The following is a 16,131-nucleotide window of genomic DNA, read 5'->3' as shown; positions in this document are numbered from 1 at the left end:
TGTCTGGGTGGGTCGGCCGCGCCGGACTCACGGTCCGGGCGGGTCGGCCGCGCCGGACTCACCGTTCAGGCAGCTCAGCCCCGCCGTGACTCCGGGTGGAGCCGCACCCACCCCTCCCACGCCGACGTGATCATGTCCTGCACGTCCAGCCGGGCCTTCCAGCCCAGCTCCGCGGCCGCGCGGTCGGCGGAGGCGACCACGCGGGCCGGGTCGCCCGGGCGGCGGGGGACGACGGACGGCGGCCGGTCGTGGCCGGTGACCGCGTTGATGCGGTCGATCATCTCGCGGACGGAGACGCCCTCGCCCCGGCCGATGTTGAGCGTCAGGTCGCGGCCCGGAGAGGAGCGCAGCACCCGGGCCGCCGCGACATGGGCCTCGGCCAGGTCGACGACATGGATGTAGTCGCGCACGCAGGTGCCGTCCGGAGTCGGGTAGTCGTCGCCGAAGACGCTCGGCGGCGCGTCCTCCGTGAGTCTTTCGAAGACCATCGGCACGAGGTTGTAGACGCCGGTGTCCGCCAGTTCCGGGTCCGCCGCGCCCGCCACGTTGAAGTAGCGCAGGGACGCCGTCGACAGCCCGGTCGCCCGGCCCGTCGCACGGACCAGCCACTCACCGGCCAGCTTGGTCTCGCCGTACGGCGACAGGGGCGCGCAACGCGTCTCCTCCGTGACCAGGTCCACGTCCGGCATGCCGTACACCGCCGCCGATGAGGAGAAGACGAGGGACCGCACGTCCGCCGCCGTCACGGCGTCCAGCAGCACCCGCAGGCCCTCGACGTTCTCCCGGTAGTAGTGCAGCGGCCGTTCGACGGACTCGCCCACCTGCTTCTTGGCAGCGAGGTGGACGACGCCGGTGACCGAGTGGTCCGCGAGGGTGCGGGCGATCCGCTGGGCGTCCAGGGTCGAGCCCACCACCAGCGGCACCCCGTCGGGGACGCGCGCGGCGATGCCGGTGGACAGGTCGTCGTACACCACGACCCGTTCGCCCGCCGCGGTCATCGCCCGAACGACGTGCGCGCCGATGTAGCCGGCGCCGCCGGTGATCAACCAGGTCATGTGCGGCCGTCCCCTCGTCTGTGGGCCCGTGGTGGTGCTGCTGCGCGCTGATCCGTCGCGGTCGTCGCTGTCGTCGTGCCCTCAGTGAAGCAGGCGGAGCAGTCGTGCGCGTACCACCGACAGCACACCGCGTACGCCGGGAGCGACCCGCAGTGCCAGCGCACCGGAGTGGGTGGAGTACGGCTGAACGAGTACCACGCCCAGCCGGGCGCTCGGGACGGCGCGGCGGCGCAGCAGACCGGCGCCCCGCAGAGCGTGCGCCGTGACGTCCCGGCTCGCGCCGTCACGGAAGCGGACCCTGAGGCGCAGGTCCCAGGTGCCCGGGCCGAGCGCGGCCAGTGCGCCGAGGTCGACGGCCGTCTCCCCCGACCAGGTGGCCTCGCGCCCGTCGGGGCCGGCGGTCCCCGTGGTATCGGGCCGCACCTCCGCACCCGGCGCGAGCGCCACCCTCGCACCCCGGACCACCACGTCGGCGTCGTCCCGGTGCCGCCACTCCACCTCCAGCGCCTCCGGACCCGCCTGCGCCACCCGCCCGTACAGCTCGTGCAGGCGCAGTCGCAGCCGGGTGCCCCGCGCGCCCGGCCGCAGCTCCCCGTCGACGGCGAGGGGCAGCGCCCGCACCGGCCGGGCGCGGAGGGGCTCCAGGGAGACCTGCGGGAGGCCGTGCGACCAGACGGGCGTGCCGTCCGCGGCGCGGGCGTACGGCGGGCACAGGCGGGCCGGACGGGCCGCGAGCTCCCGCAGCCGGAGCAGATCGCACGGCTCCGGGGAAGCCAGGACGACCCGCCCGATCAGCCGGCCGGGAGCGGACGGGTTGCGGGCCCAGTCGTCGGCGTCGTACTCCGCTAGGTGCGCCCGCGTGAGCTCCCACCAGGCGCGCCGGTACGCGGCGTCGCGCAACCCCAGTTCACGCACGTACATCCGCAGGTCGTGGTCGAGGAACTTGGCGCGCGCGGCCCGCGCGAGTTCCTTCTGGCCGGCGCCCAGCAGCACCTCGTACGCCTGTCGGCACGCCTCGGTACGAGCCCGCCAGTTCTCGACTCCGGCGCGGTCCAGGGAGATCGACAGCCGCCCCGCGGACCGGCGCACGTGCCAGACGTAGACCCGGTCCGGGACCAGGGCGATGCGCGGGGCCGCGGCCAGCACGCGCGCGGTGAAGACGACGTCCTCGTACGGGAAGCGGCCCTCGGGGAAGCGGATGCCGTGCGTGCGCAGGAAGTCGGTGCGGTAGAGCTTGTTGACGCACAGCGTGTCGTGGACCAGGCGAGGTCGTCGCGCGGGGTGCGGCACCACGGCGTGCAGCGCGTAGAGGCGCTCCTGCCAGGGCACTTCGCGCCCCGACGGCAGCTCCCGGCGTACGCACAGGCCGCCCGCGACCTCCGCGTGCGCGCCCTCGGCCGCCCGGAGCAGCGCCTCGACCGCGCCGGACGGCAGGATGTCGTCGCTGTCCAGGAACATCACGTACGGCGAGGTCACCGCGCCGAGTCCGGTGTTGCGCGGGGTGCCGCAGCCGCCGCTGTTGACCCGGCGGCGGATCACCTTCAGCCGGGGTTCCGCGGCGGCGAGCCGTTCCAGCAGGCCGGCGCTGCCGTCCTGGGAGCAGTCGTCGACGGCCACCACCTCGCGCACGGCCGGTCCCTGGGCGAGCGCCGAGCGCACGGCGTCCGTCACATGGGCGGCGTCGTCATGACCGATCACCACGACGGCCACCCGGGGACGCGGCGTCCGGGTGGCCCGCTCGGTCTCGCCCTCGGCATTCATCACTGTGGATCGTAAGCCGGGCGAATGACATGAAAGTGGTAACACACCACCAAACCTCGGCGAAGATGCTGATTCAGCACAGAATCGGGCCGTGAAGAGCGGAGGGTGGAGGGGGAGCGGCAGGTTCGCCACGGGGGTGCTGCCCGTGGCGGTGCCCATGGCGGTGATGTTCGCGACCGGGCTGTGGGAACTGGACCGCGGGGGCATGTGGGGAGACGAGAGCGTCACCTTCCAGGTCGCGCAGCGCACCGTCCCGCAGATCTGGCGGCTGCTGCACGACGTGGACGCGGTGCACGGCGTGTACTACCTGTTCATGCACGCCGTCCTCGCCGTCCACCCGGACGAGGTCGTGCTGCGCCTGCCGTCGGTGTGCGCGGCGACGGCGACCGCCGGCCTGGTCGCGGCCCTGGGCGCCCGGCTGGCCGGGCCCCGGGTCGGCCTGGGGGCCGGTGCCCTCTACGCGATCACCCCGATGACCGGCCACTACGCCCAGGAGGGACGGTCGTACGCGCTGGTCGCGGGGGGAGTGGCAGGGGCGACGCTGCTGCTCCTGAGGGCCGTGGAGGGGCCGGGGCCCCGGGCCTGGTGGGGGTACGGGACGGTCATCGCGCTGACCTGTGCGCTGCACGAGCTGGCGGTGCCGGTGCTGGGCGCGCACGCGCTGACGCTGGCGCTGTTGCGGGTGCCGAGGAGGGTGTGGTCCGGCTGGGGGCGCGCGGCGGGGGCGGCGACGCTGCTTCTGCTGCCCCTGGTGTGGGTGTCGCAGGGGCAGGCGGGGCAGGTGGCGTGGCTGGTGCCACCCGGGTGGGACCGGGTCGACAGGCTCGCCCGCAACTTCGCCCCCGGCCCGGCGGGGCCGGTGTTCTGGGGCGCGTCGCTGCTGATGATCCTGGGACTCCGGGAGCGGCGCACGGCCGCGGTCGCGGCGCCGCTGCTGCTCGTGCCGCCGGGGATCCTGATGACCGTGTCGCAGGTCCGGCCGCTCTACCACGACCGGTACGTGCTCTATGCGCTGGCGGGCGCGTCCCTGCTGGTCGCGGCGGGTGCCGGGCGAGTGGGCCGGGCGCTGATGCGGGTGCCGGTCGGTGGGCGGTCGGCGCGGGTGCCGGTCGGTGGGCGGTCGGCGCGGGTTGTCGGGCTGCCGGTGCGGTTCGGCGCGCTGCGGATGCGGGTGGGTGGGCTGCGGATGTGGTCCGGTGGGCGGCGGGTGCGGGTCGTCGTGGGTGTCACCGGTGTGCTCGCCCTCGTCGGCACCTTCCTCACGCAGCTCCCCGTGCACCGGCAGGACCGCTCCGCCGCGCACCGCCCGGACAACCTCGCCGTGGTCTCCGCGCTCGCCGTCCGCCGGATGCGCCCCGGTGACCCGGTGCTGTTCGTGCCGTCGGTCGGCAGACTCGCCGCGCTGGCCTACCCCAAGGGGTTCCGGAGGGTGCGGGACATCGCGCTGCGGGAGTCCGCGCCCCGCTCCGGGACCCTGTGGGGCAGAGAGGCGACCCCCTGGGAACTGCGCCGGCGGCTCGCCTCGGTGAACCACGTCTGGGTCGTCGCCGAGGCGCACGTGCCGAACCCGCACCGGCCCCTGGCCGATCCGGTCGAGCGGACCAAGCTCGCCGTCCTGGGGGAGCAGTTCACCGTCCGGGAGGAACACGCCCGGGACGGGGTGGTCCTCCGCCTCCACGTCCGGCGGCAGCCGGGCGACGAACCGCCCGGTGGGCAGGCCGACACCCCGCCCGGCGCGGCTACGACGGCCCGGCTGCCGGCGAGCCGCCCTGCTGCTCCGCGAGCGCTGCGGCGGCGTCCAGCGCGGTGGTGAGCTCGTCGAGGCGGGCGCGCAGGGCGCGGACCTCCTCGGGGCCGAAGCCGGTCGAGGACGCGATCCGGCGCGGCACCTGAAGCGCCCGGCCGCGCAGCGCGACGCCCTCCTCGGTCAGCCGCACCTCCACCGACCGCTCGTCGCGGGCGCTGCGCTCCCGGCGCACCAGTCCGGCCGCCTCAAGCCGCTTCAGCAGCGGTGACAGCGTGCCGGAGTCGAGACGCAGGTGCTCGCCGAGCTTCTTCACGGGCAGCTCGTCGTGCTCCCACAGCACCAGCATCACCAGGTACTGCGGGTAGGTGAGGCCGAGGTCCTTGAGGATCCCGCGGTAGACCCCGTTGAAGGCGCGGGAGGCCGCGTGCAGGGAGAAGCAGATCTGCTGGTCCAGGCGGAGCCAGTCGTCGTCCGGCGTGTTCATGCCTCCAGGATAGCCCGAGCCCACCATTCAATTGCGCACAACTGAATTGTGTGCTCTAATTCTGGTGTCAGGCGGCCCGGGAGCGGGCCGCCGAAACGTTGACGTGAGAGGGAAGGTTTTCCATGGACGCGCTCTACACCGCTGTCGCCACCGCCACCCACGGCCGTGAGGGCCGGGCCGTCAGCTCCGACGGCGTGCTGGACCTCGCCCTGGGCATGCCTCAGGCGCTGGGCGGCAACGGCCAGGGCACCAACCCCGAGCAGCTCTTCGCCGCCGGTTACGCCGCCTGCTTCGGCAGCGCCCTCGGCCTCGTCGGCCGCGCCGCCAAGGTCGACGTCAGCGACGCCGCCGTGACCGCCGAGGTCTCCATAGGCAAGCAGGGCGAGGGCTTCGGCCTCGCTGTCACCCTGCGCGTGGAGCTGCCCGACAGCGTGGACGAGGCGACCGGCCGCAAGCTGGTCGAGCAGGCCCACCAGGTCTGCCCGTACTCCAACGCCACGCGCGGCAACATCGAGGTCGACCTCGTCATCGAGTAACCGTTCGGACGTCACCCCCGACCCGTGCCAGCACCTCCCCCGTCCGTCCGCTCCACGCCACCACCACCGCCTCCTCGGGCACCGGGTGCCAGCGCGTCAGCAGCAGCCAGTGCACGTGGTAGCGGCGGACGACGGCGGAGCGCTCGGCGCGGGTCGAACCGGGGGCCAGATAGGCGCGCACATCGGCCGCCCGGCGCTGCCGCTCCCCCTCGTCGAGAGCGGGGTCGGGCCAGATGGGCGCCGCGAGGTTCGGCCCGTACCCGGCGATGGCGTGGGAAGCGAAGTACCCGTCGGTGATCACCACCTCGCCCGGCCCGATGTGCCGGGCCGCCCAGTCGTACGACGGCCAGCGCGTCGGCTGTGCGAACCCCACCGGGTCGACCGAGCGCGGCACCACCGCCCCGGCGTGCACGGTGACGAATCCGGCGCACACCCCGGCCGCCGCCGCCCCGCCCAGCACCCGTCTCGCTCGACGCCAGGGCCGGGGCGCCGCCAGCTCCACCGCCAGGGCGAACTGCAGCGGCACCAGCACGGCCCACAGCGCCCGGGCGTACGTGTAGTGCCCGCTCGCCCAGCCGTACGCCACCAGCAGGCACTCCAGCAGGAACATCCACACCAGCGGATCACGCGCCGACCTGCGGGCCCGGACCCACAGCGCGGGCAGGCCGAGCAGAGCGAGCCAGGAATTGGCGAGCATCCTCTCGTACAGCTGCCGGTGCATCGCGTCCATGCCGGTGTCGCCGACCAGGGTCAGCACGTCGTAGTACGGCCACGCCACCGCGACCGCCGCGCAGGCCGCCCCGGTGAGGACCCACCGGGCCACGACCGGGCGGCGCCGGCCGCGCTGCCGGGCCGCCACGATCGCCGCCGCCCCGGCGAGCGCCGAGGCCGCCGTGACGGGGTGGGTGAGCAGGATCAGCCCGTACAGGGCGCCGATCCCGGCGTACCCCCACCAGCCGCCGAGCCCGCTCGGACCGACGAACCGCACGGCGGGGGTGTCCTCCCGCGCACGGGTGCCCGTCCAGGCCCACGCCCAGAACGTCAGGCCGATGGCGATCGTGGACGGGTAGCCCAGATTCGTCGTCATCGACATCAGCCCGAGGTAGCCGCTCCACAGGATCCGCGTGGTGCCCCACAGCAGCGTCATGAACAGCAACGCCCACACCGGCGCCCAGGGGCGCGGGGTGAGGGTCCTGACGAAGCGGCCGATCCCCGTCAGCAGCACCAGCAGGTGCACCGGACCGGCGAGTTTCACGACCTCCCAGCCGGACAGCCCCGTCAGCCGCGCCAGCACGCCCTGGGCGACGGCGTACGGGCCGTAGTACGGGCTGCCCCCGCCCGGCAGGTCGGCCATGGTGTGGGCCGGGTGCAGCAGGTCCGCCTTGAGGCGCTCGACGACCGCCGCGTGCTGCCCGGCGTCGCAGCACAGCGGGATCCGCCAGTACGCCAGCGTCATCACCAGCCAGAACAGGGCGCCGTAGAACCGGTAGGGGGTGAGCCGTCCGGCGCGGCCGCCGCGCAGCGCCGTCGCGCCGCGCACGGCCCGCCGGACCGGGGCCGGGGCGCTCACCGGAGGGTGAAGGGGGTCGGGGGCATGCGCCGAATGTTCCCGCCCTACGCATGCCCTGACCCCGGATCACTTCATCGAGTGAGGCCGCTACCCCACCTGCCGGGGGTGGCCCGCCGCACCGGCCCACCGCACACGCCGTGAGCCGGAGGGGCCGGAGGGGCTGACGGCCGCACCCCTCACCTGCCGACGGTCGGCCGCCCACCCCGCACGCCGGGGCCCTGCGGCCGAAGCGGGGCTGACAGCCGCTCCCCCTCCCACCTGACGACCGTCAGTCGCACAGCGCCCGCTGGGCCGCTGCCGGCCAGCGCGCGAAGCGGAACCGTGTCCGCTCGACCGACCCGGTGAGGTTCTGCCAGAACCGCTCGGCGGTGAGCGGCGCCCGCACCGACTCCCGCAGCTCGGCGAGTTCGCCGCAGCCCAGCGCGGCCCGGGCCGCCCCGACCGTCTCCCGCGTCGCCCCGGCCCGCAGCAGGTCCCGCTGCGGAGGGTGTTCGGCCGCCCACTCGGCGAAGATCCAGTGGTTGCGCAGGAACTTCTCGTGCCCGGGCCAGCTCCACCGCTCCAGCGTCAGGTGCGCGCCGATCGGACTGGCCAGCCCCCAGGCGTCGTTGACATAGGCGTCCAATGGTGCCGCCGCTCCCGTCACTCCGAGGTGACGGCCCACGATCACCACCCGGTACGGGGCGTCCGCGCGCATCGGCGTGGCGTGCAGCCGCCGCCCGGCGTCGAAGTAGAGCAGCGTCGGACCGGGAGCACGCTCCGCCCGGGCCAGCATGGCGCGCCCCTCGGGCAAGGCGGGCCAGTTGGCCACCCAGGTGGCGGTGCGCACCGGGTTGTGATCGCCGAGGCCCTCCACGTCGGAACTGCGCACGTTGAACGACCCGGGCGTGCTGCGCACGTCGAACGGTGCCCGCAGCGGGCTGACCGTCACGCACAGCCACACCGCCAGCAGCGCGCTCGCGGCCCCGGTGACCCTGCTCGCGGGCACGACCAGCACCGGCAGGAGCAGCAGCAGAAGCGCGGGCAGGATCATGCGGGCGTGCATGTAGTCGCCGCCGACCCGCACCACGTACCCGGCCAGCAGCAGGCCCGCGGTCAGCGGCGCCAGCAGCACCGCGAGCGAGGCCCGCCCCGGGACGCGGCCCCGCCGCTCCCGGCGGGTCCGCCGCACCAGCAGCACGGTCAGTGCCCCGAGCACCGGGACCACCGGCCACAGCCAGTACGGCCCGAGCGTCTCCTGCACGTATCCGGCGCCCCGGCTCCAGTCGCTGGCGCTCGCCTCCTTGGCGATGGCGGGCAGCGGCACCAGGATCCCGTAGTACCCCGCCCGGAAGACCTCGTACGCCAGCGGCACCGCCCCCGCCGACGCCAGCATCGCCGCCGTGCCCCGCCGGGAGGGGCGCAGCACCCACCACTGGGCGGCCAGGAAGCACGCCGTGACCACCGCGAGATCGGGCCGGACCAGCGGGCCCAGACCGAACACGAAGGCCGCCGCGCACGTCTCACGGGCGTTCCGGCCACGCCGGGTCCGGGTCAGCAGCCACCACGACAGGCCGGTCCAGAAGGCGCCCAGGCCGCTCTCCAGACCCGACGTCATGTACGACCAGAACGGCGGCACGGCCAGCAGCACGAACACACCCGCCGGCAGCAGCAGCCCGCCGCCCCGGTGCAGCCGGCACGTCGCCACCAGGGCGAACGCGAACCCGGCGGTGCTCAGCAGCAGTCCCAGCCCGACCGCGAGGAACGCCGGGTCCTCGCCGGAGACCCGGGCGGCGAGCGCGAGCAGCCACTGCCAGAGGGTGCCCGTCGAACTCTCCGCCCGCTCCCCGGCGTTGAACACCGGCCCGTTGCCCGCCAGGATCTGCCGGACCGGGCGCAGGTAGATGAGCCCGTCGTCGCAGATCCAGCGGCGCCGGTAACCCAGCACGAACAAGGCCGCGGTCGGCACGGCGACCAGGGCGGCGTGCCACCAGTGCGCCGGCCGCAGCCGCCCGGCGACGGCGGGCGCCGGGGCCGAGGAGGCACGCTGGCCGGGCAGGGACGGGACGGCCTCGGGGGTCGCGGGAGTCCTCATCTCTCGATCAGCGCCTCGGGCCGGGTGCGGACACCCTCGGTCCGGCGGGCCGCGGGCAGCAGCGTCCCGCCCCGCTCGCCCAGCATCAGCAGCCGGACGACCCGCTCGGCGGCCCGCCCGTCCTCGAACTCGCAGTACCGCTCCCGGAAGGCGGTGCGCAGCCGCGCCGCCTCCGCGTCCTGCCAGGTGCCGGACGCGAACAGCCAGGCCAGTTCGCGGTACGAACGCGACACATGGCCCGGCGCGTCGGCCGTGATGTCGAAGTAGGCGCCCCGGCTCGCCGCGAACGCGCCCCAGTCGTCGGCGTGGACGACGATCGGCCGGTCCAGCAGGGCGTAGTCGAACATCAGGGCGGAGTAGTCGGTCACGAGCACGTCGGAGGCGAGCATCACCTCCTCGACGTGCGGCTCGTCGGTCACGTCCACCAGCACACCCCGCCGGTGCAGGTCGGACAAGCCGAGGCCCCGCGCGACACCCGCCGCCAGCGACGGGTGCAGCCGGACGACCAGCGTGTGCCCGGGGCCCAGGTCCTCGGCGAAGCGGGCGAGGTCGAACCGGTCGACGTGGCCGCCCCGCCGGTAGTCGCGGCGGGTCGGGGCGTACAGCACGACCGTGTCACCGGCCGGGACGCCGAGCCGCTCGCGCACCGCGCGGCCCCGCTCGGGCCCCGCGCCGACCAGCACGTCGTTGCGCGGGCTGCCGGTCCGCAGCGAGGTGAAGTGGCACGGACAGGCCCGCTCCCAGACCTGTTCCGCGTACCGCCCCGCGACCAGGCTGAAGTCCCAGCGGTCCGCCCGGCGCAGCATCTGCGGCACGTCGAAGCCGTGCCGGGCGCCCGGCTTGGTCAGCAGGTCGGCGCCCATGTACTTCAGCGGGGTGCCCTGGTGGGTGTGGATGTGCACGCTCCCCGGCCGCTTGGCCAGGGTGCCGGGCCAGTTGACGTTGTTCACCCAGTACGTGGCCCGCGCCACGACCTCGTGATAGCGCCGCGAGCCCGGCGTCACGTGCTCGATGCCGGGCGGCAGCGCGTCCACGGCGTCCTCCCGGACCACCCACACGCCCCTGATGTGCGGGGCGATCTCGCGCGCCTTGGCGTAGATCGCGGCCGGATCACCGGTCACGCCCCGGTGGTGGGTCGCCGAGTAGACGGCGAGGTGCGGATCGAGAGGGCGTTTCGACTGGGCCGCGTACCAGCCGCGCCTGGCGGTCTCCGACGCCTTCCTCGCCACCCGCCGCCGCCCGCCCAGGGCGGCCGCGCGCAGGTCCCGCAGTCCGCGTGCCGCCGCGTACGACGTGTAGGGCGCCGAGGCCAGCAGCCGCATCTCCACCCCGCGCCAGCCGTCCGGCAGCCGGAAGCCGCCCTCGGGGAGGTGACGGCGGTGGAAGGAGCGGATCTCGCGGTAGAAGTCGCCCCGGTCGGCGGGCCGGACCCGGTCCTCGCGGGCCAGCACGAACAGCATGTGGTCCAGGGCCCGTTCCAGCAGCAGCGGCCGCGCCCAGCCGAGGTCGGGGCGCTGCTCCAGGAACGTGAACAGCCCCTCGTACTGCGGGAAGATGTCGAAGTGCCGGCGCCCGGGTGTCTTGGTGATCGCGCCCTGCCGGCGCTGGCGGTACTCCACGCCGATCCGGTCCAGGCAGGCGATGCGCTCGGCCAGCACCATCGACCGGTAGGTGACCGGCGCGTCCTCGTACAGCCCCGCCGCGTACTGGAGCCCGTGTTCCTGGAAGAAGGAGCGCCGGTAGGCCTTGTTCCAGGCGACCAGGAACAGGTTCAGATACTGCGGGCTCTGCCGGATGCCGAACGTCTCCAGGCCCGCCGCGGCCAGCAGGTCCGCCGCCTCGCTGCGCCCGCCCCGGCCCCACCAGTGGGTGCGCACATGGTCGAAGACGAGGATGTCCGGCTCGCCCGTCGCCGCCAGCCGCGCGGCGACGGCGGCCAGCAGGCCCGGCGTGTAGGCGTCGTCGCTGTCCAGGAACAGCACGTAGTCGCCGGCCGCCTGCGCGAGGCCCGCGTTGCGGGCCCGGCCGAGGCCCACATTCTCCGGCAGGTGCAGCACCCGCACCCGGTCGTCGCGGGCGGCGTATTCGTCGAGGATCGCGCCGCTGCCGTCGGGCGAGCGGTCGTCCACGGCGATCACCTCGAAGTCGCCGCAGGACTGGCCGAGTACCGAGTCGAGACACTCGCGCAGGAAGCCCTGCACCTTGTAGACGGGGACGATGATGCTGAAGCGGGGCACGTCTTCGGTCAGCTCCTTGTGAGGGTGGAGGCGGGGGCCGGGACGCGCTCCGCGAGCGGGACCACGGGCGGGATCGACTCGGGCGGCTCCCCCAGCAGCACCCGGCGCACGACGCGCTCGGCGGCACGCCCGTCGTCGAACTGGCAGAAGCGCTCCCGGAAAGCGGCCCGCAGCGACGCGGCGGACTCGTCCGCCCAGGAGCCGTCACGGAAGACGGCCGCCAATTCCCCGGGCGTCCGCGCGACCCGGCCGGGCGGGAACTCCATCAGGTCGAAGTAGACGCCCCGGGTCTCCCGGTACACGTCCCAGTCGTCGGCGTACACGACGATCGGCCGGTCCAGGTTGGCGTAGTCGAACATGATCGACGAGTAGTCCGTGATCAGCGCGTCCGCCGCCAGGCACACGTCCTCCGACGAGCGGTGCCCGGTGACGTCGATGATCCGCCCGCCGCCCCTGCTCGCTCCCCGGTCGTAGAAGTAGTGGGCGCGCAGCAGCACCACGTACTCGTCGCCGATCGCCTCGCAGAACCGCGCCAGGTCCAGGCCCGTCTCGAAACCCGTGGCGTAGTCGCGGTGCGTGGGGGCGTACAGCAGGGCCTTCTTGCCGTCGGGGACGCCCAGTTCCTTGCGGACACGGGCCACGTCCTCGGCGGACGCCGTGCAGTAGACGTCGTTGCGGGGATAGCCGTACTCGAGCGTCTCGTGCGCGCTCGGGAACGCCCGCTCCCACATCTCGGTGGAGTGCCGGTTGGAGGTCAGGTTGTAGTCCCAGCGGTCCACCCGGGCCAGCAGCCTGGCGATGCTGCCGGTCGCCGCGGCCACCACGGGGTACGTCGCCTGGTCGGCGCCCATCGTCTTCAGCGGGGTGCCGTGCTGGGTCTGCAGGTGCACGCTGCCGGGGCGCTTGACCACGGCGTCGGCGAAGTTCGCGTTGTTGACCAGGTACTTGGCGCGGGCCAGCACCTTCCAGTACGTCCGGCTGCCGATCACCGCGTGTGCGACGCCCGGTGGCACGCTGTCCACCGCGTCCGGCTCGACCAGGAACACCGCGCGCAGGTGCGGCGCCAGTTCGCGGGCCTTGGCGTGGATCGCGGCCGGGTTGCAGACGTAGCCGCGGCCCCAGTAGGCGCAGTACACGACGAGGTTCCGGTCCAGCGGGAGCCGCAGGTCCAGCGCGTAGCGCAGCCGGGTGCGCAGCCCGCGCGGGCGGGGGAGCAGCGTGGCCGCCCGCACCGCGGTCCGGTTGACGGCGCGCAGGGCGCGGAACGCCGGGTAGGACCCGGAGGCGAGCAGCCGGTGCTGGACGCCGAGGCTGCCGCCGGGCGCCCGGTACCCCGCGGGGCGGTGCCGCCGGTAGAGCGCGCTCGCCCGCCGGAAGAAGGCCCGGCGGCCGGAGGTCAGCCGCCGGGGGTGGGCGGCCGTCTTCAGCACGGCGGCGAAGAGCTGCTCGAACAGCGGCGACAGCCGGTCCGGCGCAAGCCCCTGCTCCGCGGCCCGTGCCAGCACCAGCTCGCACTGGTCGAGCAGCTCGGCGTGGTGCTCGCCGGGCAGGCCCAGCCGGTTGCCCTGCCGGCGCAGCAGGTGCCGGACGACGACCGCGCGCAGCACGGCCACCCGCTCCGCCCGCAGGCCGGCCAGCCCGCCGAAACCGATGTCGGTGTAGTGCTCCCCGGGGAAGGCGAGGTCCTGCTCGGTGAGGAAGGCCCGCCGGTAGAGGGCGCTCCACGCCGGGAGCGCCACGCCCGTCAGCCGCGGGGCCCGGCCGGGGGCGAAGGCCCCGTCCGGCGTCCTGGCCAGTAGGGGCGCGGCCGGGTTGGCCGGCTCGCCCTCCCACCAGGGGGTGCGCTCGTGCTCGAAGTACAGGACGTCCACGTCACCGGTCTCGCCCAGCCGGGCGTCCAGCGCCGCCAGTGCCCCCGGGGCCAGGAGGTCGTCGCCGTCGAGGAACAGCACATGGCCGCCGACGGCCGCCCGCAGCCCGGTGTTGCGCGCTCCGGCCAGTCCGTCCGACGGCGGCGAGTGCACCGGCGCCACCCGGGAGTCCCGCTCGGCGTACCCGGCGGCGACGTCCGCCGCCGGCGCGTCGGGCGCGTCGCACACCGGGATCAGCTCGAAGTCTCCGAACGACTGGGCGAGGACGGAATCCAGCGCCAGGGACAGCCGGCCCGCGACCCCATGGGACGGGACGACGATGCTGAAGCGGGGCATGTGGCTCTTTCTGTCGGGAGGCGGGTCTGTCGGGGCGGGCCGGGTCACACGGGTCGCGGGCGTCCCGGACGCCCCGACGGCCGCCAGGCCGGCGGCCGGGACGGCGTCGGCCGCGACGGGCCGGCGGGCATGCGGACTCCCCGGAGTGCGAACCGTGGTCAGAGGCTGTCGGTGACGGCGCGGGGACCGGCCGCGAGCGGCACCGTGGTGAGCGGCTCACGCGTCAGCGAGGCCGCCGCCGAGGGCACCGGACGACGCTCGCCGAGCGGCACGACGGGCGGCAGCTGCGACTCCCCGAGCACGACCCGGCGCACCACCCGCTCGGCGGCCCGCCCGTCGTCGTAGGTGCAGAACCGCTCGCGGAACACCGCGCGCAGCTGGGCCGAGCGGGAGCCGCGCCAGTGGCCGGTGGCGAAGATGTCGATCAGCTCGTCCTCGCCGCGGGCGACCGCGCCCGGCGGGACGTCACGCAGGTCGAAGTAGGTGCCGCGGGCCGCGTCGTACGCCTCCCAGTCGTCGGCGTGGACGACGATCGGCCGGTCCAGGTTGGCGTAGTCGAACATCAGCGACGAGTAGTCCGTGACCAGGACGTCCGACGCCAGACAGAGCGACTCCACGCTCGGGTGGCCGGAGACGTCCACGACCCGGCCGCAGGTGCTGATCAGCGGGGCGTCGTAGGCGTGGTGGGCGCGGGCCAGGACGATGAAGCGCGGGCCGAGGCGGCGCGCGATCCGCTGCAGGTCCAGGGGGCGGCGCTGGGAGCGGCGGTAGTCGCGGTGGGTCGGCGCGTACAGGATCGCCACCACGCCCCGCGCGATGCCCAGTGAGGCCCGCAGCCGGGCCACGTCCGCCGGGGTCGCCGTCCGGAACACGTCGTTGCGGGGGTAGCCGTACTCCAGCGTGGTGTAGCGGCCGGGGTGGACGCGCTCGTTCGTCAGGGTGGTGTGCCGGTTGGCGGACAGCACGTAGTCCCACCGGTCGACGTCCTTCAGGAGCCGCGCGAAGTCACGGCCGCGGGCCGCCGCGGGGCGCTCCTGGAGGTCGAGGCCGATGTGGCCGAGCGGGGTGCCGTGCCCGGTCTGGATCAGGACCTGGCCCCGGCGCTTGGCCAGCCGGTCGTCGAAGCCGGTGTTGCTGACCAGGTAGCGGGAGCGGGCGAGCGCCGTCCAGTAGGCGGCCGTGCCGGGGACGATGCGGCGCGGGCCGGGCGGGATGGTGTGGTGGTGCTCGCGGCGGGCGATCCACGCCGTGCGGATGTGCGGCGCGAGGTCGCGGAACGCGGCCTCCAGCGCGCCGGGGTTGCAGCCGTGGCCGCGGCCGTCGTAGGCGGCGAAGACGGCGCGGTCGGCGCGCAGCGGCAGGCAGCGCTGCACGAGGTAATGCGTCCGGAGGACGGCCGCCCGAAGGCCTCGCAGCAGCTTCCCGGTGGTCCGGGCGGCCGCGCGGTGGAGGGCCGACGCCAGCTGGAGGGTGCGGTAGGTGCGGTGCAGGCCGAAGCGGATCAGGACGTGGTGGACGCGGCGGCGGGGGCGCCCCCGCTCGAGCGAGGCCGAGAGCGGGGCCGGGACGGGGACGCCGGGGGTGCGGTAGCGCCGGTAGTGGGCGCGGGCCCGGCGCAGGAAGTCGGCACGCGAGCCCCGGGGCAGCCGGTCCCGCCGGGAGTACACGATCACCAGATGGTGCACCATGCGGCGGAACAGCACCGGACGCCACCGGGCCAGTTCGGGGCGCTCGTCGAGGTACGCGAAGACCCGGTCGTACTGCTCGAAGACGTCGAAGTGCCGCTCGCTGGTGGTGCGCAGGATGCTGCCCTGCCGCCGCTGCCGGTAGTGCACACAGACCCTGTCGAGGGTCGCGATCGACTCGGCGGTCATCAGCACCGGGTACGTCCACGGCGTGTCCTCGTAGAGCCCGGGCGGGAAGACGAAGCCCCCCTCCTCGACGAACTCCCGCCGGTAGGCCTTGTTCCAGGCGACCATCAGCAGCCGCAGCAGCCCCGGCCGGTCCTCCAGGCGGAACGGCGCCGGGCCCTGCTCGGTGAGCTGCGCGGCCGCCTGGTTGCGGATCGCCTCACCGGTCCAGTAGGTGCGCGCGTAGTCGAAGACCAGCACGTCCGGCTCGCCCGTCTCCTTCAGCCGGTCGGCGATCGACCGCAGCGCGTCGGGCGTGAGGGTGTCGTCGCTGTCCAGGAACAGCAGGTAGTCCCCGCTCGCGTGCGCCACGCCGGCGTTTCTCGCGCGGCCCAGGCCGACGTTTTGAGGCAGGTGGACGGGGCGTACGCGGGCATCGCGGGCGGCGAACTCGTCGATGATCGCGCCGCACGCGTCCGGCGAGCAGTCGTCGACGACGATCAGTTCGAGATCGGGACAGGACTGGGTGAGCACCGATTCGAGGCACTCGTGCAGGTACGCCTGAACCTGGTACGCGGGGACAATGACACTGAACCTGGGCAAGAGGCCA

At 74.5% G+C, this 16,131-nt stretch carries 10 protein-coding genes; 2 read left to right on the top strand and 8 right to left on the bottom strand.

The features are described from left to right. Window positions 1–74: 74 nt before the first annotated feature. Both galE and AB0F04_RS07080 read right to left on the bottom strand, forming a co-directional pair. A complete protein-coding gene (gene galE / locus AB0F04_RS07085) occupies window positions 75–1,055 on the bottom strand; it encodes a UDP-glucose 4-epimerase GalE (RefSeq protein ID WP_362038579.1) in 981 nt (326 codons plus the stop codon). Window positions 1,056–1,136: 81 nt separating this feature from the next. Then, window positions 1,137–2,816, bottom strand: a complete 1,680-nt coding sequence (locus tag AB0F04_RS07080; RefSeq protein ID WP_362038578.1) for a glycosyltransferase family 2 protein — start codon at window positions 2,814–2,816, stop codon at window positions 1,137–1,139. Window positions 2,817–2,973: 157 nt separating this feature from the next. Between AB0F04_RS07080 and AB0F04_RS07075 the strand changes: the two genes are divergently transcribed. Then, a complete protein-coding gene (locus AB0F04_RS07075) occupies window positions 2,974–4,629 on the top strand; it encodes a glycosyltransferase family 39 protein (protein ID WP_362038707.1) in 1,656 nt (551 codons plus the stop codon). Here AB0F04_RS07075 and AB0F04_RS07070 read toward each other — a convergent pair. Next, window positions 4,556–5,047: a MarR family transcriptional regulator gene (locus AB0F04_RS07070; RefSeq protein ID WP_362038576.1), complete on the bottom strand. Its 492-nt coding sequence runs from the start codon at window positions 5,045–5,047 to the stop codon at window positions 4,556–4,558. The two genes, AB0F04_RS07075 and AB0F04_RS07070, sit on opposite strands and share 74 nt — an antisense overlap. A gap of 122 nt (window positions 5,048–5,169) precedes the next feature. Between AB0F04_RS07070 and AB0F04_RS07065 the strand changes: the two genes are divergently transcribed. Next, entirely contained in the window at window positions 5,170–5,583 is a 414-nt protein-coding gene (locus AB0F04_RS07065; RefSeq protein WP_161368937.1) for an organic hydroperoxide resistance protein, read from the top strand. Here the strand turns inward: AB0F04_RS07065 and AB0F04_RS07060 are convergent. The 5 genes from AB0F04_RS07060 to AB0F04_RS07040 all read right to left on the bottom strand — a co-directional run bounded on the left by AB0F04_RS07060 (window position 5,573) and on the right by AB0F04_RS07040 (window position 16,124). Next, window positions 5,573–7,153 carry a hypothetical protein gene (locus tag AB0F04_RS07060; protein ID WP_362038574.1) on the bottom strand — a complete coding sequence of 527 codons (1,581 nt, stop codon included), beginning with the start codon at window positions 7,151–7,153 and terminating at the stop codon, window positions 5,573–5,575. The two genes, AB0F04_RS07065 and AB0F04_RS07060, sit on opposite strands and share 11 nt — an antisense overlap. Window positions 7,154–7,421: 268 nt before the next feature. Then, window positions 7,422–9,227, bottom strand: a complete 1,806-nt coding sequence (locus AB0F04_RS07055) for a hypothetical protein (protein WP_362038572.1) — start codon at window positions 9,225–9,227, stop codon at window positions 7,422–7,424. Next, window positions 9,224–11,464: a bifunctional glycosyltransferase family 2 protein/CDP-glycerol:glycerophosphate glycerophosphotransferase gene (locus tag AB0F04_RS07050; protein ID WP_362038570.1), complete on the bottom strand. Its 2,241-nt coding sequence runs from the start codon at window positions 11,462–11,464 to the stop codon at window positions 9,224–9,226. The genes AB0F04_RS07055 and AB0F04_RS07050 overlap by 4 nt, the downstream gene beginning before the upstream one ends. Window positions 11,465–11,472: 8 nt before the next feature. After that, on the bottom strand, window positions 11,473–13,671 hold the full coding sequence (locus tag AB0F04_RS07045) for a CDP-glycerol glycerophosphotransferase family protein (protein WP_362038569.1): 2,199 nt from the start codon (window positions 13,669–13,671) through the stop codon (window positions 11,473–11,475). Between the two features lie 158 nt (window positions 13,672–13,829). Next, entirely contained in the window at window positions 13,830–16,124 is a 2,295-nt protein-coding gene (locus AB0F04_RS07040; RefSeq protein ID WP_362038567.1) for a bifunctional glycosyltransferase family 2 protein/CDP-glycerol:glycerophosphate glycerophosphotransferase, read from the bottom strand. Window positions 16,125–16,131: the final 7 nt, after the last annotated feature.

Source organism: Streptomyces sp. NPDC029041, assembly GCF_040637515.1.
GTDB lineage: Bacteria > Actinomycetota > Actinomycetes > Streptomycetales > Streptomycetaceae > Streptomyces.
Note: the sequence above shows the minus strand (reverse complement) of the source record. Positions and strands in the feature narration are given on the sequence as shown.